This is a genomic window from Nocardioides nematodiphilus, assembly GCF_020216525.1.
Taxonomy (GTDB): Bacteria; Actinomycetota; Actinomycetes; order Propionibacteriales; family Nocardioidaceae; genus Nocardioides; species Nocardioides nematodiphilus.
On sequence record NZ_JAIWOY010000012.1, the window covers coordinates 49,742 to 74,483 of the forward strand.

The following is a 24,742-nucleotide window of genomic DNA, read 5'->3' on the forward strand; positions in this document are numbered from 1 at the left end:
ACCTGATGTTCGCCACCCTCTCCGACCGGCTCGCTGACACCTTCAAGAACCTCCGGGGGAAGGGTCGCCTCAGCGAGGCGGACATCGACGCCACGGCGCGCGAGATCCGGATCGCGCTGCTCGAGGCCGATGTCGCGCTGCCGGTGGTGCGCGAGTTCGTCGCCAATGTCAAGGAGCGGGCCCGCGGCGCCGAGGTGAGCCAGGCGCTCAACCCGGCCCAGCAGATCGTCAAGATCGTCAACGAGGAGCTCGTCGCGATCCTCGGCGGCGAGACCCGTCGTCTCCGGTACGCCAAGTCCGGCCCGACCGTCATCATGCTCGCCGGCCTCCAGGGTGCCGGCAAGACCACGCTGGCGGCCAAGCTGGCGCTCTGGCTCAAGGAGCAGGGCAAGTCCCCGCTGCTGGTCGCCTGCGACCTCCAGCGCCCCAACGCCGTCAACCAGCTCCAGGTCAACGGCGAGCGCGTCGGCGTCCCGGTCTACGCCCCCGAGGCGGGCAACGGCACCGGCAACCCGGTCCAGGTCGCCCAGGCCTCGATCGAGGAGGCCAAGCGCAAGCTGCACGACGTCGTCATCGTCGACACCGCCGGCCGCCTCGGCATCGACCAGGAGCTGATGCAGCAGGCCGCGGACATCCGCGACGCGGTCAACCCCGACGAGGTCCTCTTCGTCGTCGACGCCATGATCGGCCAGGACGCGGTCACCACCGCGCAGGCCTTCCTCGACGGCGTCGGGTACGACGGCGTCGTGCTCACCAAGCTCGACGGCGACGCCCGCGGTGGCGCGGCCCTTTCCATCGTCAGCCTCACCGGCAAGCCGGTCATCTTCGCCTCCAACGGCGAGAAGATGACCGACTTCGACCTGTTCCACCCCGACCGGATGGCATCGCGCATTCTCGACATGGGCGACGTCATGACGCTCATCGAGCAGGCGGAGAAGGCGTTCGACGCCGAGGAGTCGGCCCGCGCGGCCGAGAAGCTCGCCGGCGGCGACTTCACCCTCGACGACTTCCTCAAGCAGATGCAGCAGATCCGCAAACTCGGCTCGATGTCGAAGCTGATGGGGATGCTGCCCGGCATGGGCCAGTTCCGCGACCAGCTCGCCAACTTCGACGAGCGTGAGATCGACCGGATCCAGGCGATCATCCAGTCGATGACGCCGGCCGAGCGGGCCAACCCCAAGATCATCGACGGCTCGCGTCGCGCCCGGATCGCCAAGGGCTCGGGTCGCCAGACCTCCGACGTCAACCAGCTGGTGGACCGGTTCACCGAGGCCCGCAAGATGATGCAGCAGCTCGCCAGCGGCGGCGGGATGCCGGGCATGCCCGGGATGCCCGGTGCCGGCTTCGGCAAGCGCGCCGGTGCCAAGCAGGCCCCGCAGGCCAAGAAGGGCAAGGGCGCCCGCAAGTCCGGCAACCCGGCCAAGGCCGCCCAGGAGGCGAAGGCCGCCGCTGCCGCCGAGGCCGCCAAGCCGAAGGCGAACCCGTTCGCCCAGCCGGGCACCGAGGACATCGACTACGAGGCCGCCGCCGCGCAGCTCAACCTCCCGAGCGACTTCTCCAAGTTCTTGAAGTGACCTCGCGCGACCAAAAGGTCACGGTGACCCTTCGCGGCGAGAGTGACCCCTCGCAAGGGTCACGCTCGCCCCAAAAGGTCACGGTGACCCTTCGCGGCGAGAGTGACCCCTCGCAAGGGTCACGCTCGCCCCAAAAGGTCACGGTGACCCTTCGCGGCGAGAGTGACCCCTCGCAAGGGTCACGCTCGCCCCAAAAGGTCACGGTGACCCTTCGCGGCGAGAGTGACCCCTCGCAAGGGTCACGCTCGCCCCAAAGGGTCACGGTGACCCTTTGGAGGGCGGGGTGACCACCGTCCTGGTCGTTGACGCCGCCAACGTCGTGGGCGCGCGCCCCGACGCCTGGTGGAAGGATCGCGCCGGCGCGGCGATCCGCCTGTACGACGAGATCTGCGCCGCGGATCTCGCGTACGACACCATCGTGCTCGTCCTCGAGGGCGAGGCGAAGAAGGGCGTCCCTGCGGTCAAGCAACGCGGGCTGCGGGTGGTGCACGCCGCCAAGGACGGGGACTCCACGATCGTCGCCGAGGCCCGGGCGGCTGCTGCCACGGGCCAGCGGGTCACCGTCGTCACCGCCGACCGCGCCCTGCAGGCCAACGTCGCCGCCGTGGCGACGACGATGAGCCCGATGGAACTGATCGCACGGCTGTAGCCCCCGCCTGTGGGAGCGCTCTTCGCCGACGACCCGTCTGGCCGGCTGACCAGTTCTGCGGCTGCCCCGATAGGGCGTTGACGTGATCCACGTCACGTCCCTACGTTGACGGGTGACAACGCGTTTCTTCCTTTTTCTCGGGCAAAGGAGTCACCCGTGCCATCACGCACACCCATCTCGGGCCGCCGCACCCTGGCGGCCGCAGCAGCCGGCGTCCTCGCACTCGGTCTGCTCGCCACCGGTCCGGCGACCGCCCGACCTGCAGGTCACGGTCACGACGGACAGCACGCGCACCACGCGGACAAGCGACACCACCACAAGCACCATGGACATCACAAGCATCACCGGCATCACGGGCCGGCGTACAAGGACGCCCGGCTCCCCGTCGGCAGGCGGGTCGCCGACCTGCTCTCGCGGATGACCCTCGCTGAGAAGATCGGCCAGATGACCCAGGCCGAGCGGCAGGATCTGGCCGACCCGACCAAGGTCGCGACCTGGAAGCTCGGCAGCGTGCTGTCGGGCGGCGGTTCGGTCCCCACCCCGAACACGCCGACCGCCTTCGCCGACATGGTCGACACCTACCAGAAGGCGGCGCTGTCGACCCGGCTCGGCATCCCGATCCTGTACGGCATCGATGCGGTGCACGGCGACGGCAACATCGCCGGCTCCACGGTGTTCCCGCACAACATCGGCCTCGGTGCGACCCGCAACCCGGCGCTCGTCGAGCGGGTCGAGCACGTCACCGCCGAGGAGACCCGGGCCTCGGGTCCGCAGTGGGCGTTCGCGCCGTGCATCTGCGTGGCCCGCGACGACCGCTGGGGCCGGACGTACGAGTCGTTCGGCGAGGACCCCAAGCTGGTCGAGTCGATGGAGACCGCGATCGACGGCTTCCAGGGTCACCGGATCAGCGACCTGGCCCACAACGACCGGGTGCTGGCGACCGCGAAGCACTTCGCCGGTGATGGGCTGACGACCTACGACGCCACCAAGGCCGGCACCGGCTCGTACCCGATCGACCAGGGCGTCGACCAGGTCTCGAAGGCCGACTTCGCCCGGCTCGCGCTCGCGCCGTACGTCGACGCGATCAAGCGCCACGGCGTCCAGTCCGTGATGCCGTCGTTCTCCAGCGTCGACTACACCGACGACGGCCTCGGCAACCCGGTCAAGATGAGCGCCAACAGGGCCCTCATCACAGGGTGGCTCAAGCAACAGCAGCGGTTCCAGGGCCTGGTGATCTCCGACTGGCAGGCGATCCGGCAGCTGCCGGGCACCTACAGCGAGCAGGTCGCGGCCGGCGTCAACGCCGGCATCGACATGTTCATGGAGCCGTACTCCGGCAGCACCACCGGTGCCCCGGAGTTCGAAAGCGCACTGACCTCGCTGGTCACGGCCGGCACGGTGCCGATGAGCCGGATCAACGACGCCGTGGCGCGGATCCTGCGGGTGAAGTTCGAGCTCGGCCTCTTCGAGCACCCGTACACCGACCGCACGCACCTCGCCTCGGTCGGCAGCGCGGCGCACCACGCCCTCGCCCGTCGGGCGGCGGCCGAGTCGCAGGTGCTGCTCAAGAACGACGCGGGCACGCTGCCGCTCAAGCCGAGCGCACACCCGGTCTACGTCGCGGGCAGCAATGCCAACAGCATGGGCAACCAGGCGGGCGGCTGGACGCTGACGTGGCAGGGCGGCTCCACCAACGTCGTCCCCGGCACCACCATCCTCGACGGGATCAAGGCCGACTCCGGCACCAGCGCCGTGACCTACAGCGCCGACGCCTCCACGCCTGTCCCGGCCGGCGCCGACGGCATCGTCGTGGTCGGCGAGACGCCGTACGCGGAGGGCTTCGGCGACGTCGGCGGCCCGCAGTGGGCCTACGACCCGGCCGACAACAACGTGCCGCGCCAGCCCCAGACGATGCAGCTCGCGGCCGCTGACACCCAGGCGATCAAGACGGTCTGCGCCGCAGCCGCCACCTGCACCGTCGTGGTCGTCTCGGGCCGCCCGGTCATCATCCCGCCGGACGTCCTCTCGGTCACCGACGCGCTGGTCGCCGGCTGGCTGCCGGGCAGTGAGGGGATCGGCGTGGCCGACGACCTGTTCGGCCTGCACCGCTACGCCGGCAAGCTCCCGGTCACCTGGCCGAAGAGCATCGACCAGGAGCCGATCAACGTCGGCGACGCGACGTACGACCCGCTCTTCGCGTTCGGTTTCGGCTTGAAGGACTGATCGATCAGCGGTGAGCTCATGCGCGGTCATGACCCGGGTAACGTCCGGGTCATGACCGCGCTGCGCTTCCATGGACCGGTTCTTCCCGATGGAGAGGCGAGGGACGTCTTCGTCGTCGACGGGCGGATCACCTTCGAGGCTCAGGCCGGCTCCGAGCTCGCGGCGAGCGGATGGATCGTGCCGGGTCTGGTCGACGCGCACTGTCACCTCGGGCTGGGGGACGACGGGCCGATCAGCTTCCAGGAGACCGAGCAGACCGCGATCGAGGACCGCGATGCCGGGGCGCTGTTGATCCGCGACTGCGGCTCGCCGATCGACACCACCTGGATCCAGCAGCGCGAGGACCTGCCTCGGCTGATCCGGATGGGCCGCCACATCGCCCGCACCCGCCGCTACATGCGCAACTACGCCGACGAGGTCGAGCCCGCGGGGCTGGTCGAGGCGGTTGCCCGCGAGGCCCAGCGCGGCGACGGCTGGGTGAAGCTGGTAGGCGACTGGATCTCCCGCGAGGAGGGCGACCTGCGCCCCTCCTTCTCCGTCGACGACTTCGCCGAGGCCATCAAGGTCGCCCACAACCACGGCGCGAAGGTGACGGCGCACTGCTTCGGCGCCGACGTCCTCCCCGGCCTGATCGAGCACGGCATCGACTGCATCGAGCACGCCACCGGCCTCACCCCGGATCTGGTCGCCCAGGTCGCCGAGAAGGGCATCGCCATCGTGCCGACGGTGATGCAGACCGAGAGGTTCCCGACCTTCGCCGAGCAGGCCGGCGGCAAGTTCCCCGCGTACGCCTCGACGATGACCGATCTCTACGCGCGTCGGCGCGAGACGATCATGAGCGCCTACGAGGCCGGGGTGCCGATGTACGCCGGCTCCGACGGAGGCGGCGAGCGGCGCCACGGCAACCTGCCCGGCGAGATCCGGGCGATGGTCGAGATGGGCCTGCCGGCCGAGTACGCACTCGGTGCCGCCTCCTGGAAGGCGCGCGAGTGGCTCGGCTTCCCCGGCGTCGAGGAGGGTGCCTCGGCCGACTTCGTGGTCTACGACGCAGACCCCCGCGCCGACCTCGACACCCTGGCCCGGCCGGTCGCCGTGGTGCTGCGAGGCAGCGTCGTCAGCGGGTTCGTGGGCTGATTCGGCGTACCCCGCCAGGTTCTGGCAGAATCGTCGGCTGAGTCCTGTGCGCTCGGGACCCTCTCACCCGGCGCCCCAGGTTTCATCGAGGATCCGAGACCGGTGTTCCCCACCTGGCGACGGAATCTCACCCACTTACGATTTCAAGGAGACACCACAACCGTGGCCGTCAAGATCCGCCTCAAGCGTCTCGGCAAGATTCGCGTCCCCCAGTACCGCATCGTCGTCGTCGACTCGCGCACCAAGCGCGACGGCCGCGTCATCGAGGAGATCGGCGTTTACCGCCCCAAGGAGGACCCGTCCTTCATCTCCGTCGTCTCTGAGCGTGCGCAGCACTGGCTCTCCGTCGGCGCGCAGCCGACCGAGGCCGTCGCCGCCATCCTCAAGGTGACCGGTGACTGGCAGAAGTTCAAGGGCCTGCCGGGCGCCGAGGGCACCCTGCGTCACGCCGCCCCGAAGCCGGACAAGCTCGAGGTCTTCAACAAGGCTCTCGCCGAGGCCCACGCGGCCCCGTCGGTCGAGGCCATCTCGAAGAAGTCCAAGAAGGCTGAGAAGGCCGAGGAGGCTCCGGCTGAGGCCGCCGAGGCTCCCGTCGAGGCTGAGGCTCCGGCCGAGGCTGACGCCGACGCCGAGGCCGAGGCCTGAGCATGCTCGCTGAGGCCCTCGAGCACCTCGTCCGAGGTGTCGTCGATCACCCCGACGACGTCGTCGTCCGCGACAAGCAGATGCGACGTGGTTCGATCCTCGAGGTCCGGGTCAACCCCGAAGACCTCGGCAAGGTGATCGGCCGCAACGGCCGCACGGCGACGGCGTTCCGTACGGTCATCAACGCGCTGTCCGGCAAGGCCGGCGCGCGGGTTGACTTCGTGGACGTCGACCGCCGCCGCTGAGCAAGCGAGCTCGCAAGAGCACTGCCTGAACGGGCGTCACCCCTGGTGGGGTGGCGCCCGTTCTGCTTCGCTGGAGCCATGGCAGCACCGGTGGAACCGCAGGACCAGCCCCTCGCCGCCTACCTGGCCGCACACGTCGAGGCCGCGATGGAGCACCTCGAGGAGGTGCCGGAGAGGACCGCGATCCACCAGACCCGGGTCGCGCTGCGACGCCTGCGCAGCACGCTGCGTGTCTTCGCCGACCTCGTGGAGCTGTCCGAGGAGCGCCTGGCGTGGGTCGATGAGGAGCTCAGCTGGTTCGCGGGCATCCTCGGCGAGGTGCGCGACCGCCAGGTGCAGCGTGCCCGGTTCATCACCGTCCTGGCCGAGATCGCACCTGAGGATGTCGCGTACGAGGTCGTGGTCCGGGTGGCGACCCGGATCGAGCTGCTCCTCCTGACCGAGGAGCGGGCCGCGGCCACCGTCGTCGAGGAGACGCTCGTCTCCGAGCGCTACCGCACCCTGCGCGCCCTGCTGGAGGAGTGGCGCGTACGCCCGCCGGTCGCGCTGACCGACTCGGCGAAGGAGCACCGCCGCGACGTACGGACCGCGGCGAAGGCGGCCGCCAAGAAGGCCGACAAGCGCCTCGCTGCGGCGGTCAAGGGCATCGACGACGAGGCACTGCATCGCGCCCGCAAGGCGGCGAAGCGGGCCCGCTACGCCGCCGAGGTGCTCCGTCCGCTGCGCAGCGACGACAGCGAGCCCCAGCGCAGCCACTACAAGGGGCTGCAGGAGGTGCTCGGCGACTTCCAGGACGCGGTCGTCGCCCGGGAGACCATCCGGCGTCTCGCGGCCGCGGTCGACGACACCGGGAGCGCCTTCGTGCTCGGGCTGCTCTACGCCCAGGCCGCTGATCAGGCCGCCCAGTCACGGCACCGGGCCCGTGCGCTGACGCGCTGAGCCCCGCGTGGGGAACAATGTCCGCCGTGGAGTCCATCGAAGTCCTCATCGGTCGCATCGGCAAGCCGCACGGCATCCGCGGTCACGTCACCATCGACGTCCGCACCGACGAGCCCGAGCGGCGCTTCGCCGAGGGCGCGCGGCTGCGCGCCGTACCGCCGAAGGGGTCGGCGCTGACCCTCACCGAGCTCACCGTCGAGGGCATCCGCTGGCACCAGGGCGTGCTGCACGTCGTCTTCGCGGAGATCCCCGATCGCAACGCCGCCGAGGCCGCCCGCGGCATCCTGCTCTACGCCGACATCCCGGCCGACGCGACCCCGGAGGACCCCGACGAGTTCTACGACCACCAGCTGGTCGGGCTCCAGGTCTTCGACACCGACGGGGCCCTGCGCGGCGAGGTGACCGGGCTGCTGCACGGCGGCGCGCAGGACCTCCTCCAGATCAACACCCCGACGCGACGCAACGTGCTGGTGCCCTTCGTCGCCGCCCTCGTACCCGAGGTGGACATCGCGGCCAACAAGGTCGTCGTCGCCGACCGCCCCGGCCTGCTCGATCCCTCGATCCTCGACGACGAGCCCCAGGACCCCCAGGACACCGGCGCCTGATGCGGCTCGACTACCTGACGATCTTCCCGGACTACCTCGCGCCGCTGCAGCTCTCGCTCCCGGGCAAGGCGGTCGCGTCCGGACTGCTCGAGATCCACGTCCACGACCTGCGCGACTGGACCCGCGACAAGCACCGTACGGTCGACGACACGCCCTACGGGGGCGGCGCCGGGATGGTGATGAAGCCCGAGCCGTACGGCGAGGCCTTCGACGAGCTCGGCCTCGACGAGCGCACCACCGTCATCGTGACGACCCCGAGCGGTGAGCCGTTCAGCCAGGCGCTCGCCCGAGAGCTGTCCGGCCGCGAGCGCCTGATGTTCCTCGTCGGCCGCTACGAGGGCATCGACCAGCGCGTCATCGACCACGCCCGCGAGCGCACCGAGGTCCGCGAGATCAGCCTCGGCGACTACGTCCTGAACGGCGGCGAGGTGGCCGCGCTGGCGATCACCGAGGCCGTGGTCCGGCTGCTGCCCGGGTTCATGGGCAACGCCGCCTCCCTCGTCGAGGAGTCCCACGAGGACGGCCTGCTCGAGTACCCGGTCTACACCAAGCCGCAGGAGTGGCGCGGCCACCAGGTCCCGCCGGTGCTCCTGTCGGGCGACCACGGGAAGGTCGCCGCCTGGCGCCGCCAGCAGCAGCTCGAGCGGACCGCCGAGCGTCGCCCAGATCTGCTCCATGCCAGCGCCACCGCGACCGAGTGGACGATCGAGCCCGCCGTGCGCGGTGACGGGCCCGAGCTGCTCACCCTCCAGCGTGCCTGCTGGGTCCAGGAGGCGATCGCCAACGACGACCTCGCCATCCCGGCCCTGCACGAGACGCTCGCCGAGGTCGAGGCCGGGTTGGGGGAGTGGGACACCTACGTCGTCCGCTCCGGCGGCCGGCTCATCGGCTCCGTCCGCGGCAGGATCTGCCCGAGCGACGGCACGGTCTGGCAGATCGGCCGGCTGATGGTCGCCCCGGACCTCCAAGGCCGCGGCCTGGGCCGGGTTCTGCTCGGTCACATCGAGCGGATCGCCCCTGCCGCGGTCCGCGAGCTGCAGCTCTTCACCGGGGCGCGCAGCACGCGCAACCTCACGACGTACAAGAAGGCGGGCTACCGGCCCGTGGCGGGGGCGGAGCCGCTGCCCGGCGCGGTCCTGCTCAGCAAGCCCGTACGCAAGCGGGGATGATTTCCGCAGGCGTGCGCGCCTGTGGCAGACTCCTGCCTTGGTCCACGTCGGCCGAAGGATCGCTCCGGAGAACACGAGCGGAGGATCTGCGACGGGCTTCTGCCACAGGGGGAGCCTGACGCCGCCGGCCTGCTCGACGAGGACCATCAACTCGAGATCCGAACACCCGCGGCCGACCTGTGGCATTCGCGAGGAGCAACCATGAGCAACCTGCTTGCCGAGATCGGCAACGTCAACAAGCGCGCCGACCTCCCCGACTTCAAGGCCGGCGACACGGTCAAGGTCCACGTCAAGGTCATCGAGGGCTCGCGCTCCCGTGTCCAGGTCTTCCAGGGCGTCGTGATCCGCATCCACGGTGCCGGCATCGGCCGCACCTTCACCGTCCGCAAGGTCTCCTTCTCCGTCGGCGTCGAGCGCACCTTCCCGCTGCACTCCCCGATCTTCGAGCAGATCGAGGTCGTCAGCCGCGGTGACGTGCGTCGTGCCAAGCTGTACTACCTGCGCAACCTGCGCGGTAAGAAGGCGAAGATCAAGGAGCGCCGCGAGGCGTGAAACGTCGCGGCGGTCCGAACGGCGACGCGAAGCAACGCCGGATCTGACCTTGCCGAGGCCTGATCTTCACCTCGGAGCCTCTAGGCTCTGCGCGTGACTTCCGAAGACCGCGATCTCTCCATCTTCCTCGACGAGGAGCCGGAGGGGTCGCGGTCTTCTGCTTCCCCCGAGGAGGGCGGCGAGCGCGGCGCCAAGCACGCCGGTCGCAAGAGCCACGGCCTGCCGGTGTGGCAGGAGTCGATCCTGCTGCTCGTCCTGGCCGTGCTCATCGCGATCGTGATCAAGTCGTTCTTCGTCCAGGCGTTCTACATCCCCTCGGCGTCGATGGAGCCGGGCCTGCAGGGCGGCCCCGGTGTCGCGGTCGACGATCGGGTGCTGGTGGAGAAGCCGTCGTACTGGGGCGGCGGCGAGCCGCGCCGCGGCGACATCGTGGTCTTCTCCGACCCGGGCGGCTGGCTCACCGGTGAGGAGGACAGCCAGGCGACCGGCGTCGTCTCGAAGGTGCTCTCCCGCGTCGGGCTCGTGCCGACCGGCGGCCACCTGGTCAAGCGTGTGATCGGCGTCGCCGGTGACGTCATCTCGGTGAACAACAAGGGCCAGATCACGGTCAACGGGCATGCGCTCGACGAGTCCTCCTACGCGCGCCCGGCCGAGCACGCCTGCGGCACCGCCGACCCCGGCACCTGCTACGGCCCGATGCCGAACGTCAAGCACTGGACAGCCGGACCGGTCCCCGACGGCTACCTGTTCGTGATGGGCGACAACCGCAACAACTCCGCCGACTCCAGCTACCACCTGTGCACCAAGAACGAGACCGAGTGCTCCGACTCGCCGTGGGTGCCGGTCGACGACGTCGTCGGCAAGGTCGTCTCGCTGGTGTGGCCCGCCGGTCGCGCGCACATCATCCACCGCCCGGCCGACTTCGAGGACGTCCCCGCGCCATGAGCGTGGCGCCGTCGCTGCGCCACGAGCGCACGCTGCTCAAGTCGCTGGCCGCCGGCGGCGCCATCCACCTCGCCTGCGCCGACGAGGTCGGTCGTGGCGCGCTGTCCGGCCCGGTCAGCATCGGCATGGTGGTGATCTCGCTGGAGACGCGCACGGCTCCGCAGGGCGTCCGGGACTCCAAGCTGCTCTCACCCGAGATGCGCGAGCGGCTCGCCCCGAAGGTGCGCCGCTGGGCGCTCTCGCACGCGGTGGGCCACGCCAGCCCCGGCGAGATCGACGCGTACGGGATCATGGCGGCGATGCGCCTCGCCGGGCATCGCGCTCTCGCCGCCCTGAGCGTGATGCCGGACGCGATCCTGCTCGACGGCAACCACGACTACCTCAGCGAGCCCGAGCAGGACGCGCTCTTCGGCGGCCCTCCGGTTGTCCCGGCGCTCCAGGACAGCGGCGTACGGGTGCCGCCGGTGACCACGATGATCAAGGCCGACATGAAGTGCGCCGGCGTGGCGGGCGCCTCGATCCTGGCCAAGACCGCGCGGGACGCGCTGATGATCCAGCTGCACGAGGAGTTCCCCGTGTACCTGTGGGCGGAGAACAAGGGCTATTCCGCGCCCGCGCACATCGCCGCGCTGGCAGCGCACGGCCCCTCGATCCACCACCGTCGCTCCTGGAGCCTCCCCGGCGTCGGGGTGGACGTGGGGGAGCGCCTAGGATCGGCGTCATGAGCACCGTGCCCGTTCGCACTCACGACTCGCCTCCCTGCGGGCCTCGCTGCGCTCGTGTCCTCGGGAGGCTCGCATGAGCGCGGAGGACCTCGAGCGGTACGAGACCGAGATGGAGCTGACCCTCTACCGGGAGTACCGCGACGTGGTCGGCATCTTCAAGTACGTCGTCGAGACCGACCGGCGCTTCTACCTGTGCAACCAGGTGGACGTGAAGGCGCGCACCGAGCAGGGCGATGTCTTCTTCGAGGTCTCGATGAGCGACGCCTGGGTCTGGGACATGTACCGCCCCGCGCGCTTCGCCAAGAACGTCAAGGTGCTGACGTTCAAGGACGTCAACGTCGAGGAGCTCAGCCCCTCTGAGCTCGACCTGCCGAAGGACTGAGGAGCGAGGCCGAGAGCCGAGCTTGCGAGCGCGCGCCGCCCGGAGGGCGGCACGCCTGAGGGACGAATAGCCCGAAAGGACTACCTTCGCGGGACGCAATGTCGTGCCGCCCCTGCCCGCTGCGACCTACGATCGGAGCGGTGAGCGCACTGCGCGCAGGGGGCGAGGAGCGGGCGATGGCGAAGGTACGCGCGGGCGAGCGTGGGGCCGCGGCCGTCGAGTTCGCCCTGATCCTGTTCCCGCTGCTCCTGCTGGTCTTCGGGATCATCGCGTACGCCTACATGTTCAGCTTCCGCCAGGCGCTCTCGCAGGCTGCCTCCGAGGGGGCCCGCGCCGCGGTGGGCGCCTCGACGGCGACCCAGTCCACGGCAGCAGCGAAGACCGCTGTCGCCGGGGCGCTGTCGACCTACAACATGACCTGTGGCACCAACAACCTGAGCTGCGTCATCAGCTCGCCGTTCTCCGGGACGCTGGCCGGCAGCCCGACAGCGCCGGCTCCCACATGTCCCACGACGCACACCTGCGTCCAGGTCTACGTGACCTACCCCTACCGCGCCCACTCGCTGCTGCCTACCATCCCGGGCTTCGGCTTCACGCTCCCCTCGAGCCTCTCATTCAGCTCCGTCGTGCAGGTGAGCTGATGCGAGCAGCGCTGCGCCGGTGCGTCGGGCACCGACGGCAATGGGAGCAGCGGGGTGCCGTCGCGATCATGATGGCGCTCATCATCTGCTTCGTCGTGGTGCCCCTCGGTGCGTTCGCGGTCGACATCGGGATGCAGCGGATCGCGCGCCGCGACGTCCAGGCGATCGCGGACACCGCGGCTCTCGACGCGGGCCGCGCCCTCAGCGGCTGTGCCACCGTCGGAGGCGTCGCGCAGACCCAGGCTCAGATCGACTCCTGCCTCACCACGGCGGCGCAGACCAGCGCCCACCTCGACCAGGGCGCGATCGGCGCGGGAGCGCCGACCGTGGTCGCGAAGGCGGGGTACGTGGATCCGAGCGGCACCTGGGCCAGCGATCAGAGCCGGGGCTGCTCGGGCGCGTCGTCGGTGACCGGCTACGTCACCTATCCGATCCCCGCAGGCAAGACGGCCAACGCGGCTGTCGTGTCGGTGAGCAACAAGGTCGATTTCGGGCTGGCGAAGGCAATGGGTTTCAGCCAGGGCGGCGTGTGCCGGTCGTCGGTGTCCCAGGCCTCCGACCTGGCCTGTTTCCGGCTCGGCTCGTACGCGGTGAGCATCAACGCGGGGAACTCGACGGTGCTCGGACCACTGCTCGGTGCGCTCGGCTCCGGGATCAACACGAGCGCGCTGAGCTATGAGGGCCTGGCGTCGACCCAGCTGAGCGTCGCGGGACTCCAGACTGCGCTCGGCGCCGGCTCGTACGACCAGCTCCTGGCGACCCAGACCACGTTGTCAGGCTTCTACGTCGCCATGATCACCGCGCTCACCAACCAGGGTGACACGGCGGATGCCGCCGTGCTGAGCGCGCTCAAGGTGAAGCTCAGCGCAGCGACGGGCAGCACGCCGATCACCGTGGGGGACCTCCTCGGTGCCTCGCTGGGCGGCGGGTCGGCAGCCGGGCTCACCCTCAACGCGCTCGATCTCGTCGCCGGCGCGGCCGAGTTCGCGAACGGTACGAACTTCGTCTCGGTCCCCGGGCTCAACGTCAACCTGCCCGGCGTCGTCAACGCCACGACGACGCTCGCCATCATCGCGCACCCGAAGCTCGCATGCGGGCTGCCGATGCAGGCGAGCGCGGACACGGCACAGGTCGGGCTCAAGGTGACGGCGTCCGTCTTGACGGCCCTGCCGAACATCCTGGGACTCGGCGTCTCCGCCGGTCCGATCACCCTCGACCTCAAGACAGCGCAGGGCCACGGGGTGCTCGCCTCGGTCTCCTGTGCGAGCACACCCACGTCGATGAAGGTGACGGTGGCCAACAACCTCCTGCCGGCGAGGATCACCGTCCCGCTCACGGTGAGCGCCGGGCTCCTCGGCTCGATGAGCCTCACGGCCACGATCGACACCTCGCCGACGAGCCCCTCCTCCCAGACAGTCACGCTGACGCTGCCGGACAACGTCGCGACGCCGGTCGCGACGGGCGGCTCGACCAGCAACCTGAACCTGTCCACCGCGGCTGTCGCGATCTCCCCGGACGGCTCCACCGGTCTGCTCGGGCTGGTGGGGATCACCCTGACGTCCCTCACCGGCACCCTCACCAGTGCGACGATCCCGCTGATCGAGAGTGCGGTGATCACGCCGCTCCTGAGCAACCTGTCGAGCCTCCTCGAGAGCGCTCTGGGTCTCAGCCTCGCCGGCTCGGACGTGTATGCCGACTCCGTGGCGTGCGGATCACCGAAGCTCGTCGGCTGACCCTTCGGTACGGATCCGGCCACTTCTCGTCCACAGAAGGCGCCCGGACGTGATTCTCCACAGCGCGTGATCTGGCCGTCGCGCGCTGTCGGTCCATCGCCGGATGCTGATGCTCCGATCTCGGACGGAGGCATGCGATGACGACGACAGCTGCGAGCAGGCAGGCGATGGGGCGCTACGGCGAGGCGGTCGCGGAGCGGCACCTCATCGGGCAGGGGTTGGTCGTGCTCGACCGCAACTGGCGCGGCGCCGCCGGCGAGATCGACCTCGTCCTGCGCGAGGGCGACACCCTGGTGATCTGCGAGGTGAAGACCCGCTACGACAACGCATACGGCACTCCGCACCAGGCGATCACGCCCGCCAAGCTCGAGCGACTCAAGCGGCTGGGCGCTGAGTGGATCGCCGCACGCGGTCTCGTCCCGCCCGAGACCCGGATCGACCTGGTCGCCATTCTGCGCCCGGACCGGGGAGCGGCTCACGTCGAGCACGTCCGAGGACTCTGCTGATGGCCGTCGCCACCGCGCACTGCGTCGCCCTCAGCGGCGCGGTGGGCCACCTTGTCGACGTCCAGGCGGACGTCTCGCCCGGCCAGGTCGGCACGACCCTGGTCGGGCGGGTCGACTCGGCGCTCAACGAGGGCCGCGACCGCGTCCGGATGGCCATCGAGAACTCCGATCTCGCGTGGGCCGGGACGACCAAGCGAGTCACGGTGCTCCTCTCGCCGGCGGACCTGCCCAAGTCGGGCGCACACTTCGATCTGGCGATCGCGGTCGCGATCCTCGCCGCCACCGGAGAGGTGGATCCGCGGGCCCTGGAGTCGACCGCGTTCATCGGCGAGCTCGCCCTGGACGGCGGCCTCCGGTCCGTGCACGGGGTCCTGCCGATGGTGCTGGCCGCCTCCAAGCGCGAGATCCAGCATGTCTTCGTGCCCGAGCCCCAGGCCCGTGAGGCGTCGATGGTGCCTGGGATGACCGTGCTGGGCCTGCGCTCACTACGGCAGGTGGTCGCCGCCCTCACCGACTCCGAGGTGCCCGAGGCTCCTCCCGTCCCGCCGCTGTCCGGTGGCCGCTTCCTCGCCTGGCGCGGCGCCGAGCGCCTCGAGGAGGTCGACATGGCCGACCTGGTCGGTCTCGAGGACGCGAAGTACGCGGTCGAGGTGGCGGCGGCGGGCGGCCACCACATGCTGCTGGACGGCCCCAAGGGCTGTGGGAAGACCTCGATCGCCGAGCGGATCCCGAGCATCATGCCCGACCTGACGACCTCGGAGTCGGTGGAGCTGACCGCGATCCGGTCCCTCGCCGGCGCCCTCGACCCTGCGCTGGGGATGGCCACCCGGCCGCCGTTCTCGGCGCCGCACCATGACGCCAGCAAGGCGTCGGTCGTCGGCGGGGGAAGCGGTCGGGTCCGGCCGGGCCTGATCAGCCTCGCGCACGGGGGAGTGCTGTTCATGGATGAGTTCCCGCTCTTCCGCACCGACGTGATCGAGGCGCTCCGCGAGCCGCTCGAGAACGGCGACATCACGGTCGCGCGTGGTGAGGAGGCCGTGACGATGCCGGCGCGCAGCATGGTGGTCCTCGCAGCCAACCCGTGCGCCTGCGGCAACAGCACCGGCGGAAAGAGCCCCGAGTGCACCTGCACCCCGGTCCAACGCCGCGACTACGACCTGCGCATGCGCGGCCCGATCGCGGATCGGATCGACGTCGTGCGGCACCTGACCGCGGCCCGTTTCACCTACGACCCGCTCGTGGTCCAGGAGACGAGCGCCGCGGTCCGCGAGCGGGTCACCGAGGCGCGGCGGCGGCAGGCGCTCCGCTATGCCGAGCACGACTGGCGGCTCAACGGCCAGGCACCGAGCGCGGCGCTGCGTGAGCGCTGGCCGATGACCCGCGAGGCCCAGAAGGCCGTCGACCACGAGATCGGGCAGGGCCGGCTCTCCCGACGTGGCGCGGTCAAGGTGCACCGGCTCGCGTGGACCGTCGCCGACCTGCGCGGCGCACCGATCCCGGGCACGTACGAAGCGAGCGTCGCCCTGTCGCTGCGACAGGGACATGCGCTCCCGACCGCGATCGTCTCGGAGCGGGCCGGATGAGCGCCACCGACGAGGAGCGGCTCGCCCGGCTGGCGCTCAGCCAGATCCTCGAGCCCGGGGACTTCCGCATCGCCGGTGTCACGGCCCAGCTCGGCGGAGTCAGACTGCTCGAGCTGCTCCGCAGCGGCGAGCACGACGTGCCCAAGATCGACATCGCCGCGCGGCTCCGGACGGTGGACCCGGGCCGACAGCTCGAGATCGGCCAACGCAGCGGGATGCGCTACGTGGTCCCCGGCGACGACGAGTGGCCCGAGCAGATGGATCCGCTCGACGAGGTCACGCCCCTCTACGAGCGGACCGGCGCACCGATCGGGCTCTGGGTGCGCGGGCCGCTCAGCCTCTCCACCCTCACCCGGTCGGTGGCGATCGTGGGGGCCAGAGCGGCGACGACGTACGGCGCGGATATTGCCTCCGGCATCGCCGCCGACGTGGGCCGTGCCGGTTTCACAGTCGTCTCCGGCGGCGCATACGGCATCGACATCGCCGCGCACCGCGGAGCCCTCGCGGTCGGCACGCCGACCGTCTGCGTGGTGGCATGCGGTGCCGACCGGGTCTATCCGCCCAGCCATCGCCGCCTCTTCGACATCCTGGCGCGCGACGGAGCGATCGTCTCGGAGCAGGCCCCGGGTGCCGCCCCCACCCGGCTGCGATTCCTGAGTCGCAACCGGCTGATCGCCGGCGCCGCACGCGGGACCGTCATCGTGGAGGCGAGTCGGCGCAGCGGCGCCCGGAACACGGCGACGTGGGCCACCCGTCTCAGCCGCGCGGTGATGGGCGTCCCGGGACCGGTCACGAGCGGCGCCTCCGAGGGCGTCCACCGGCTCATCCGCTCCGGCGAGGCGACCTTGGTGACGTGCGGGGAGGAGGTGCTGGAGATGGTCGGCGGGATGGGGGAGTACCTCGTCAACGAGGAGCCCGCGCCCACCCTGCCGCGCGACCAGGTCACCTTGAACGAGCAGCGGGTGCTCGACGCCATGCCCGCCGGCACCGGTGCCCGCATCGACGCGATCGCCGAGGCGAGCGGCATCAGCATCATCGTCGTCGAGAGCGCCCTGCGGGTGCTCGAGAGCCGTGGACTCGTCACCTTGGCCGGCGACGGATGGCGACTGACCCCCGTCGCCCTCCAGACACCGGCGCTGCCGGTGGCTCAGGCCTAGGTGTCGGACGGTCGCTACGCGCGCGGGTGTGCCTGCTGGTACGCCCGGCGGAGCCGGTCGGTGCTCACATGGGTGTAGAGCTGGGTCGTCGCGAGCGACGCGTGCCCGAGCAGCTCCTGCACCGAACGCAGGTCGGCGCCGCCCTCGAGGAGGTGGGTCGCAGCGGTGTGGCGCAGCCCATGCGGCGCGAGATCAGGTGCGCCCGGGACGGCGGCCGCACTCTTGTGGACGAGGGTCCGGACGGCGCGCTGATCCATCCGCCCTCCGCGGGCGCCGAGGAAGAGGGCCGGCCCCGAGCCGTCCCGAACGACGCTCGGGCGACCCTCGGTGAGCCACCGGTCGAGCGCGTCAGCGGCGGGCCTGCCGAACGGCACCGTCCGCTCCTTGCGGCCCTTGCCGAGGACGCGGACGACGTTCCGCTGCCGGTCGAGGTCGTCGACGTCGAGACCGACCATCTCGCCGACGCGGATGCCGGTCGCGTAGAGCAGCTCGAGCACAGCGACATCGCGCAGTCCCAGGGGGCCGCCGTGCTCGGCTGCGGCCTCGACGGTCGCGCTCAGCAGCGCCTCGGCCTCGTCGGCGCGAAGCACCGCCGGAAGGGTGCGATGCGCCTTCGGGGAGCGGAGGGCGGCCCCGGCATCGGTCGATGCTCGTCCCGTGCGGACGAGCCAGGCGGTGAAGACCCGGGCGGCCGTGGCGCGGCGCGCGATCGTCGTGCGGCTGCGGCCCATCGTCTGCTGCTTGGCCAGCCAGCTGCGCAGGGCGCGCAGGTCGATCTGCTGCAGATCCGTGATCCCGAGCCGCGTCATGTGATCGAGCAGACCCACGATGTCGCCGAGGTAGGCCCGCACGGAGTGGGAGGTGAGGTCCCGCTCCGCGACGAGATGACGTTCGTAGTCCGCGACGACGAGCGCGTACGCCTCGGGCAGCGTGTGCTCGTCAGTCGCCTCCGCCTCATCCGTCACACGCCGAGTGTAGGTCGTGCAGGCGTGCTGCCCCGGCGGCGACGTGCGACCGGTTCCCGCGAGCGGACGCTGCCGCGACCCACCACTCAGCCCAGGAGCCGGGCGATCAACGGCAGCCAGCCGCCGTACGGAAGCGCGGCGAACGGCGAGGGGGTGCGGGTACGTGCTGCGGGAGCGGCGCGCCACAGGGGGAGGAGTCGCACCGAGCGCCCCAGACCGATCAGTCCGAGGGGGTCCAGGTACACGTCGTCGGCGTTGCGGATCCAGCCCCAGTGCAGGCAGATCGACGGCAGGCAGTGCGACTGCACGCCCGTGAGAGTCCCGATCACCGCGCCCTGCGCCACCGCGTCCCCGACCGCGACCGTCGCCGCGACCGGCTCGTAGGTCGTCCGGGTGTCGCCATGGTCGACGACCACCACGCCGCGCCCCGCCAGGGCGCCGGCGAAGGTCACCGTCCCGCTCATCGCGGCGCGCACCGGGGCGCCGACCGTGCCTGCCAGATCCACGCCGCGGTGCCCGGAGCCGTACGCCGAGTCGGGCGGGTCGAAGGGACGCACCACGGTGGGCGCGGGGGAGAGCGGCCACGCACCGGCCGGAACCGCCGCCCCGGCGCCGCCCACGGTCGCGGACCGCGCCGCACTCGGGAGCAGGAGCAGGACCGCGACCGCCAGGACGACGAGAAGGCGCACGCCCGGGCGGCGGATCCGGCCGGTGGTGATCGCAGCAGCACTCATGGGTCCAGCCTCCTGCCGAGCGGGCCCCTGTCGCACGCTCCTCCGTACGGGTTGGGGAAAGCCCTGCGCGAAGGGCGCCCTGTGGACGGAAACCGGCCGGGATCGCACGCCTGCACCCGCTCCTCAGCGATTGGCCCCACTCCGGTGGGAGCGACTACGCTGAGCGGAGCAGCCCTACCTGGGCTGACTTCGCGTGTCCGCAGACCGCGTCGGAGCGAAAGCCCCGATCGCTCGCGGGCGCGGCCCCCGGTCCCCGTTGTCGGGGTAGGGCCGCGCGTGGACGCCAGGCACCAATAACTGGAAATAAAGGAAGAACACCATGGCAGTCGTGACCATGCGCCAGCTCCTCGAGAGCGGCGTCCACTTCGGACACCAGACCCGTCGCTGGAACCCGAAGATGAAGCGCTTCATCATGACCGAGCGCAACGGCATCTACATCATCGACCTGCAGCAGTCGCTGGCCTACATCGACCGCTCGTACGCCTTCGTCAAGGAGACCGTCGCCAAGGGCGGCACCATCCTGTTCGTCGGCACCAAGAAGCAGGCCCAGGAGGCGATCGCCGAGCAGGCGACCCGCGTCGGCCAGCCCTACGTCAACCAGCGTTGGCTCGGCGGCATGCTCACCAACTTCCAGACCGTCGCGCAGCGGATCAACCGCCTCAAGGAGCTCGAGCTCCTCGACTTCGACGACGTCGCCGGCTCCGGCCGCACCAAGAAGGAGCTCCTCCAGCTCCGTCGCGAGAAGGACAAGCTCGAGAAGACCCTCGGTGGTCTGCGCGACATGACGCGCACCCCGTCGGCCGTCTGGATCGTCGACACCAAGAAGGAGCACCTCGCCATCGAGGAGGCTCGCAAGCTCAAGATCCCGGTCGTCGGCATCCTGGACACCAACTGCGACCCCGACGAGGTCGACTTCCCGATCCCGGGTAACGACGACGCCATCCGCGCCGTCAGCCTGCTGACCCGCGTCGTCGCCGACGCCGTCGCCGAGGGCCTCGTCGCCCGCTCCGGCGCCAAGGGTGCCGAGGCCGCTGAGCCCCTCGCCGAGTGGGAGAAGGAGCTTCTCGCTCCGGCCGAGACCGAGGCTGCTGCCGAGGCACCCGCCGCTGCCGAGACCGCTGAGGCCCCCGCTGCCGAGGCGACCGAGGCTCCGGCCGCTGAGGCCACCGAGGCTGCTGCTGAGGCTCCGGCCGAGGCCTGATCCGAGCCTCCTTCACCCGTACACACCACGTACTAAGGACAAGACATGGCTTACACCGCTGCCGACGTCAAGAAGCTGCGTGAGCTCACGCAGGCCGGCATGATGGACTGCAAGAAGGCGCTCGACGAGACCGACGGCGACTTCGACAAGGCTGTCGAGCTGCTCCGCGTCAAGGGTGCCGCCAAGGCCGCCGCCCGTGCCGCCGAGCGCGAGGCCTCGGCCGGTCTGGTCGCCGCCTCGGGCGGTGCCCTGATCAGCCTGAAGGCCGAGACGGACTTCGTCGCCAAGAACGAGGCCTTCGTGAACGCCGCCCAGGCGATCGCGGACGCCGCGAACGCGAACAAGGTCGGCGACGCCGAGGCGCTCAAGGCCGTCTCGCTCGGCGACAAGACGGTCGGCGAGACCGTCGACGAGCTCGCCCGCACCATCGGCGAGAAGATCGAGCTCGGCGAGGTCGCGTACTTCGAGGGCAACACCACGGTCTACCTGCACAAGAAGGCCTCCGACCTGCCCCCGACCCTCGGCGTTCTCGTCGAGTACACGGGTGACGAGGCTGCCGCCAAGCAGGCCGCCCAGCAGGCCGCCGCGCTGAAGGCCCAGTTCCTCACCAGCGACCAGGTCCCGGCCGACGTCGTCGAGGCTGAGAAGAACGTGCTGACCAAGAAGACGCTGGAGGAGGGCAAGCCGGAGGCTGCCGTCGCCAAGATCGTCGAGGGTCGCATCGGCGCCTTCTTCAAGGAGATCGTCCTCCTCGACCAGGAGTCGGTCTTCGAGGCCAAGAAGTCGGTCAAGCAGGTCCTCGACGCTGCCGGCACCACGGTGACGAAGTTCGCCCGCTTCGAGGTCGGCCTGTGATCTGACGCCTCGGCGTCATGATCAGAGGGAACCAAGCAACACACTTCAGGAGGCCGGTCCGATGACACACGTCGTGTTCATCGGACCGGCCTTCGCCGTTCGTGCCCAGCGAACGAGCACACTGCGCGCAGCGCACTACTCTCACCTGTAAACACCCCGCGGAAGGACCACACGTGACCGGTTACAAGCGAGTGCTGCTGAAGCTCTCCGGCGAGGTCTTCGGCGGCGGCAAGGTCGGCGTCGACCCCGACGTCGTCGAGAAGGTCGCCCGTGAGATCAAGGCGGTCGCCGACTCCGGCGTCCAGATCGCGGTCGTCACCGGCGGCGGCAACTTCTTCCGCGGCGCCGAGCTCCAGCAGCGTGGCATGGAGCGCTCCCGCGCCGACTACATGGGCATGCTCGGCATCGTGATGAACTGCCTGGCGCTCCAGGACTTCCTCGAGCGGATGGGCGTCGACACCCGCGTGCAGACCGCCATCACCATGGGTCAGGTCGCCGAGCCGTACATCCCGCGCAAGGCGATGCGCCACATGGAGAAGGGCCGCGTCGTCATCTTCGGCGCCGGCATGGGCATGCCCTACTTCTCCACCGACACCGTCGCGGTGCAGCGTGCGCTGGAGAACCAGTGCGACGCCGTCCTGGTGGCGAAGTCCGGCGTCGACGGCGTCTATTCCGCCGACCCGAACAAGCACGCCGACGCGGTCAAGTACGACACCCTCACGTACGACCAGGCCCTCACCGAGGGCCTCCAGATCATGGACCAGACGGCCTTCGCCCTGTGCGGCGAGAACAAGCTGCCGATGGTCGTCTTCGGCATGGAGCCCGAGGGCAACATCCTGCGCGTCGTGCAGGGTGAGAAGATCGGTACGCTCGTCAGCGCCGGCTGACCGAGCAAGCGCAGCAGCACCAGAAAGAACCGGACTAGGAGCGACATGGCGATCAACGACATCCTCAACGAGGCCGACGACAAGATGGGCAAGTCCGTCGAGGCGACCCGTGAGGACTTCAACACGATCCGTGCCGGCCGCATCACGCCCGCCGTCTTCAACAAGCTCACCGCTGACTACTACGGCACCCCGACGCCGCTGCAGGGTCTGGCCACCTTCACCTCGCAGGACGCCCGCACGATCCTGATCGCGCCGTTCGACGCCTCGGCCATGCCGGCGATCGAGAAGGCCATCCGCGACTCCGACCTGGGCATCAACCCGTCCAACGACGGCAAGGTGCTGCGCGCGGTCTTCCCCGAGCTGACCGAGGAGCGCCGCAAGGAGTTCGTCAAGCAGGCCAAGGAGAAGGCCGAGCAGGGCCGCGTCTCGGTCCGCCAGGTCCGTCAGAAGGCCAAGCAGAACCTCGAGAAGCTCGAGAAGGACGGCGAGGTCGGCAAGGACGACGTCGCCGGTGCCGAGAAGAAGCTCGACGCGACCACCAAGAAGCACACCGACGCGATCGACGCCATGCTCAAGAGCAAGGAGTCCGAGCTCCTCGAGGTCTGAGGAGCTCACACCGAGATGGGGGACTCGACAGGCACCGCCATGCCTTCCTCGAACAAGCCGAAGAAGGACTACGGGCGGGCCGGGCGCAACCTCCCTGCCGCGATCGGCTCCGCGGTCGTGCTCCTGGGCACGGCCGCGGCCACGCTGTTCATCTGGAAGACCGCCTTCATCGTGCTGGTGGTGGCCATCATGGTCATCGCCATCTGGGAGCTGCGCCGCGGCCTGATGGCCAAGGACCTCGATCTCCCCGAGCAGCCGCTGATGCTGGGCGGTGCGCTGATGATCATCGTCGCCTACGTCTGGGGTGCTGACGCGCTCGTCGCGGTCACGGCGGTGACCGCCTTGACGGTCATGCTCTGGCTGCTGCACCGCGGCATCGAGGGGTACGTCCGTACGGCCTCCGCCTCGGTGTTCACCCTCATCTACCTACCGTTCCTGGGCTCCTTCGTGGCGTTGATGCTGCGCGAGGGCGGCACGTTCGACCAGACCGGCGTCGACGCGGGCGTGAAGGGCATCATCGCGTTCGTGCTGGTCACGATCGCCTCCGACATCGGCGGCTACATCGCCGGCGTCCTCTTCGGGAGGCACCCGATGGCCCCGGTCATCTCGCCGAAGAAGTCCTGGGAGGGCTTCGCCGGCTCGGCGCTGTTCACGATCGTGACCGGTGAGGTGCTGGTCCGGTTCCTGCTGGACGGCGACTGGTGGGTCGGCGTGGCCTTGGGCGTGATCGCGGTCGCGATGGCGGTCCTCGGCGATCTGGTCGAGTCCGTGATCAAGCGCGACCTCGGCGTCAAGGACATGAGCCAGATCATCCCCGGCCACGGCGGGATCATGGACCGGCTCGACTCGCTGCTCGCCACGATCGCCCCGATCTGGCTGCTGCTCCACTACGCCGTCTTCTGAGTGGGTTACGGTGGCTGGGATGAGCACCGACGAGCCCGGCACGACCACCACGGAGCCCGCGACCGATGAGCCGGTCGCGACGTCCGACTGGTGGCACCGAGACCACCCGACGTTCGCGGCCCTGAGCGGCTTCTACGCCGGGCTGCTGTTCGCGATCCTCGTCCCGGGCCTGTACGCCGCGATCCTGGCCGCTGTCGTGGGTCAGCAGCGTGCTGAGGACCTGTTCCCGTTCGTGCTGGTCACCCTCGTCGTGCCGCTGCTGCTGGTGCTCGCGCCCCGCAGTCGCAGGTTCGGCCTCTACATGTGGCTCGGGATGATCAGTACCGCCGTCGTCGTGGTCGGCGTCGGCGGCGGGGTCTTCTGGTACATGGTCTCCCGCGGCTGAGCCGGGCCGGGCGCGGCCGTCGGTGCTCAGGCGACCTCGACGACGATGCCCGTCAGGCCGGTCAGCACGGCCGCCACGCCGGCGCGTACCGCGCGACCGGCGCGCTCGGGGGTGAAGGTCTTCGGGTCGTACTGCGCGGGCAGACCAAGCCCCTCGCCCCGGTACATCGCGCCGATCCAGTCGGCGGCGGTGACGTTGGCGGTCGGCTCCGCGACCTGCGCTCCGACGATGAGGAAGGGCGTCTCCAGATTCGGGGCGCTGACCATCGCGACCGGATCGGTCAGGCCGTTGCCGACGCTGATCACCAGGTCGGGCTTGGCGTCGAGCGCCTTCTGGATGGTGGCGACGTAGTCGTGCGGCCGGGTCGCCACGAAGTCGGTCACCTTCGCCTCGACGCTCGCGCCCCACGCCTCGACCGCCGCGCGCAGCACCTCGGTCTGGAGACTCGAACGCGATGTCACACCGTCCACGAGCAGCGCCACGCGATACCCGGGCTTCGGCCGGACGTCGTCCCACGAGCCCGCGGCGGGCGTGATGGTGCCTTCGGGGACCGGCGGGTCCGCCGGGTCCCAGAAGCCGTGGCCGAGCCGGCCCTGGGCCTGCGGCGCCCGCGAGGGCTCCCACGACGGGGCCGCGGCGGAGTCATGCCCGCAGGCGGACAGGCTGAGCAGCGCGCCCAGGGCGAGCGTGGCGAGGGCGGATCGACGAATCACCCGCACTTCCTACCCGACGTGGGCCCACGGTTACCAACGGCAAGACGGCGGTCGCCGAGCCCTTCTGCACCGTTCATGGGCCGTTC

27 protein-coding genes are annotated in these 24,742 nt (G+C 70.4%); 24 read left to right on the plus strand and 3 right to left on the minus strand.

The window, feature by feature from the left end; translation table 11 throughout:
* The first annotated feature begins 5 nt into the window (after window positions 1-5).
* The 18 genes from ffh (at window position 6) to dprA (ending at window position 17,407) form a co-directional block, all read left to right on the plus strand.
* Complete coding sequence (ffh, locus tag KSO98_RS16535) at window positions 6-1,574, plus strand: signal recognition particle protein (RefSeq protein WP_225286804.1); 1,569 nt, start codon at window positions 6-8, stop codon at window positions 1,572-1,574.
* Between the two features lie 283 nt (window positions 1,575-1,857).
* Entirely contained in the window at window positions 1,858-2,223 is a 366-nt protein-coding gene (locus tag KSO98_RS16540) for an NYN domain-containing protein (RefSeq protein ID WP_225286805.1), read from the plus strand.
* Window positions 2,224-2,379: 156 nt separating this feature from the next.
* Window positions 2,380-4,446, plus strand: coding sequence for a glycoside hydrolase family 3 protein (locus tag KSO98_RS16545; RefSeq protein ID WP_225286806.1), 2,067 nt, complete (start codon window positions 2,380-2,382; stop codon window positions 4,444-4,446).
* 51 nt (window positions 4,447-4,497) lie between these two features.
* Window positions 4,498-5,580: an amidohydrolase family protein gene (locus KSO98_RS16550; RefSeq protein ID WP_225286807.1), complete on the plus strand. Its 1,083-nt coding sequence runs from the start codon at window positions 4,498-4,500 to the stop codon at window positions 5,578-5,580.
* A 162-nt stretch (window positions 5,581-5,742) separates the two neighbouring features.
* On the plus strand, window positions 5,743-6,225 hold the full coding sequence (gene rpsP / locus KSO98_RS16555; RefSeq protein WP_225286808.1) for a 30S ribosomal protein S16: 483 nt from the start codon (window positions 5,743-5,745) through the stop codon (window positions 6,223-6,225).
* Window positions 6,226-6,227: 2 nt separating this feature from the next.
* Window positions 6,228-6,470: an RNA-binding protein gene (locus tag KSO98_RS16560; protein ID WP_225286809.1), complete on the plus strand. Its 243-nt coding sequence runs from the start codon at window positions 6,228-6,230 to the stop codon at window positions 6,468-6,470.
* A gap of 78 nt (window positions 6,471-6,548) precedes the next feature.
* On the plus strand, window positions 6,549-7,409 hold the full coding sequence (locus tag KSO98_RS16565) for a CHAD domain-containing protein (RefSeq protein WP_225286810.1): 861 nt from the start codon (window positions 6,549-6,551) through the stop codon (window positions 7,407-7,409).
* 17 nt (window positions 7,410-7,426) lie between these two features.
* Window positions 7,427-8,014, plus strand: a complete 588-nt coding sequence (gene rimM, locus KSO98_RS16570; protein WP_372457799.1) for a ribosome maturation factor RimM — start codon at window positions 7,427-7,429, stop codon at window positions 8,012-8,014.
* Complete coding sequence (trmD, locus tag KSO98_RS16575; protein ID WP_225286812.1) at window positions 8,014-9,183, plus strand: tRNA (guanosine(37)-N1)-methyltransferase TrmD; 1,170 nt, start codon at window positions 8,014-8,016, stop codon at window positions 9,181-9,183. The genes rimM and trmD overlap by 1 nt, the downstream gene beginning before the upstream one ends.
* A gap of 201 nt (window positions 9,184-9,384) precedes the next feature.
* Window positions 9,385-9,735 carry a 50S ribosomal protein L19 gene (rplS, locus tag KSO98_RS16580; protein WP_225286813.1) on the plus strand — a complete coding sequence of 117 codons (351 nt, stop codon included), beginning with the start codon at window positions 9,385-9,387 and terminating at the stop codon, window positions 9,733-9,735.
* A 93-nt stretch (window positions 9,736-9,828) separates the two neighbouring features.
* Window positions 9,829-10,680 carry a signal peptidase I gene (gene lepB, locus KSO98_RS16585; RefSeq protein ID WP_225286814.1) on the plus strand — a complete coding sequence of 284 codons (852 nt, stop codon included), beginning with the start codon at window positions 9,829-9,831 and terminating at the stop codon, window positions 10,678-10,680.
* Window positions 10,677-11,405, plus strand: coding sequence for a ribonuclease HII (gene rnhB, locus KSO98_RS16590; RefSeq protein WP_225286815.1), 729 nt, complete (start codon window positions 10,677-10,679; stop codon window positions 11,403-11,405). Before lepB ends, rnhB begins: the two co-directional genes overlap by 4 nt.
* A 73-nt stretch (window positions 11,406-11,478) precedes the next feature.
* Window positions 11,479-11,787 carry a DUF2469 domain-containing protein gene (locus KSO98_RS16595; RefSeq protein ID WP_225286816.1) on the plus strand — a complete coding sequence of 103 codons (309 nt, stop codon included), beginning with the start codon at window positions 11,479-11,481 and terminating at the stop codon, window positions 11,785-11,787.
* Window positions 11,788-11,927: 140 nt separating this feature from the next.
* Window positions 11,928-12,428 (plus strand): TadE/TadG family type IV pilus assembly protein, encoded by a 501-nt coding sequence (locus KSO98_RS16600; RefSeq protein ID WP_225286818.1) that lies wholly within the window; start codon window positions 11,928-11,930, stop codon window positions 12,426-12,428.
* The gene (locus tag KSO98_RS16605) at window positions 12,428-14,161 is read left to right on the plus strand and encodes a pilus assembly protein TadG-related protein (protein WP_225286819.1); all 1,734 of its coding nucleotides are present in this window, start codon (window positions 12,428-12,430) and stop codon (window positions 14,159-14,161) included. Before KSO98_RS16600 ends, KSO98_RS16605 begins: the two co-directional genes overlap by 1 nt.
* Window positions 14,162-14,298: 137 nt before the next feature.
* Window positions 14,299-14,667, plus strand: a complete 369-nt coding sequence (locus KSO98_RS16610; RefSeq protein WP_225286820.1) for a YraN family protein — start codon at window positions 14,299-14,301, stop codon at window positions 14,665-14,667.
* Entirely contained in the window at window positions 14,667-16,250 is a 1,584-nt protein-coding gene (locus tag KSO98_RS16615; RefSeq protein ID WP_225286821.1) for a YifB family Mg chelatase-like AAA ATPase, read from the plus strand. Before KSO98_RS16610 ends, KSO98_RS16615 begins: the two co-directional genes overlap by 1 nt.
* Complete coding sequence (dprA, locus tag KSO98_RS16620) at window positions 16,247-17,407, plus strand: DNA-processing protein DprA (protein ID WP_225286822.1); 1,161 nt, start codon at window positions 16,247-16,249, stop codon at window positions 17,405-17,407. Before KSO98_RS16615 ends, dprA begins: the two co-directional genes overlap by 4 nt.
* Before the next feature lie 14 nt (window positions 17,408-17,421).
* On the opposite strand, the gene KSO98_RS16625 is transcribed toward dprA, so the two are convergent.
* Complete coding sequence (locus KSO98_RS16625) at window positions 17,422-18,372, minus strand: tyrosine recombinase XerC (RefSeq protein WP_225286823.1); 951 nt, start codon at window positions 18,370-18,372, stop codon at window positions 17,422-17,424.
* Window positions 18,373-18,458: 86 nt separating this feature from the next.
* Window positions 18,459-19,106 (minus strand): M23 family metallopeptidase, encoded by a 648-nt coding sequence (locus KSO98_RS16630; protein WP_225286824.1) that lies wholly within the window; start codon window positions 19,104-19,106, stop codon window positions 18,459-18,461.
* 319 nt (window positions 19,107-19,425) lie between these two features.
* Between KSO98_RS16630 and rpsB the strand changes: the two genes are divergently transcribed.
* The 6 genes from rpsB (at window position 19,426) to KSO98_RS16660 (ending at window position 23,943) form a co-directional block, all read left to right on the plus strand.
* Complete coding sequence (rpsB, locus tag KSO98_RS16635) at window positions 19,426-20,307, plus strand: 30S ribosomal protein S2 (protein WP_225286825.1); 882 nt, start codon at window positions 19,426-19,428, stop codon at window positions 20,305-20,307.
* Window positions 20,308-20,352: 45 nt separating this feature from the next.
* On the plus strand, window positions 20,353-21,162 hold the full coding sequence (tsf, locus tag KSO98_RS16640) for a translation elongation factor Ts (protein ID WP_225286826.1): 810 nt from the start codon (window positions 20,353-20,355) through the stop codon (window positions 21,160-21,162).
* A gap of 173 nt (window positions 21,163-21,335) precedes the next feature.
* On the plus strand, window positions 21,336-22,049 hold the full coding sequence (gene pyrH, locus KSO98_RS16645) for a UMP kinase (protein ID WP_225286828.1): 714 nt from the start codon (window positions 21,336-21,338) through the stop codon (window positions 22,047-22,049).
* Between the two features lie 51 nt (window positions 22,050-22,100).
* The gene (frr, locus tag KSO98_RS16650; RefSeq protein ID WP_225286851.1) at window positions 22,101-22,655 is read left to right on the plus strand and encodes a ribosome recycling factor; all 555 of its coding nucleotides are present in this window, start codon (window positions 22,101-22,103) and stop codon (window positions 22,653-22,655) included.
* A 39-nt stretch (window positions 22,656-22,694) separates the two neighbouring features.
* Window positions 22,695-23,558: a phosphatidate cytidylyltransferase gene (locus KSO98_RS16655; RefSeq protein ID WP_225286829.1), complete on the plus strand. Its 864-nt coding sequence runs from the start codon at window positions 22,695-22,697 to the stop codon at window positions 23,556-23,558.
* A 19-nt stretch (window positions 23,559-23,577) separates the two neighbouring features.
* On the plus strand, window positions 23,578-23,943 hold the full coding sequence (locus KSO98_RS16660) for a hypothetical protein (RefSeq protein ID WP_225286830.1): 366 nt from the start codon (window positions 23,578-23,580) through the stop codon (window positions 23,941-23,943).
* A 26-nt stretch (window positions 23,944-23,969) separates the two neighbouring features.
* Here KSO98_RS16660 and KSO98_RS16665 read toward each other — a convergent pair whose 3' ends face one another.
* The gene (locus tag KSO98_RS16665) at window positions 23,970-24,656 is read right to left on the minus strand and encodes a type 1 periplasmic-binding domain-containing protein (protein WP_225286831.1); all 687 of its coding nucleotides are present in this window, start codon (window positions 24,654-24,656) and stop codon (window positions 23,970-23,972) included.
* Window positions 24,657-24,742: the final 86 nt, after the last annotated feature.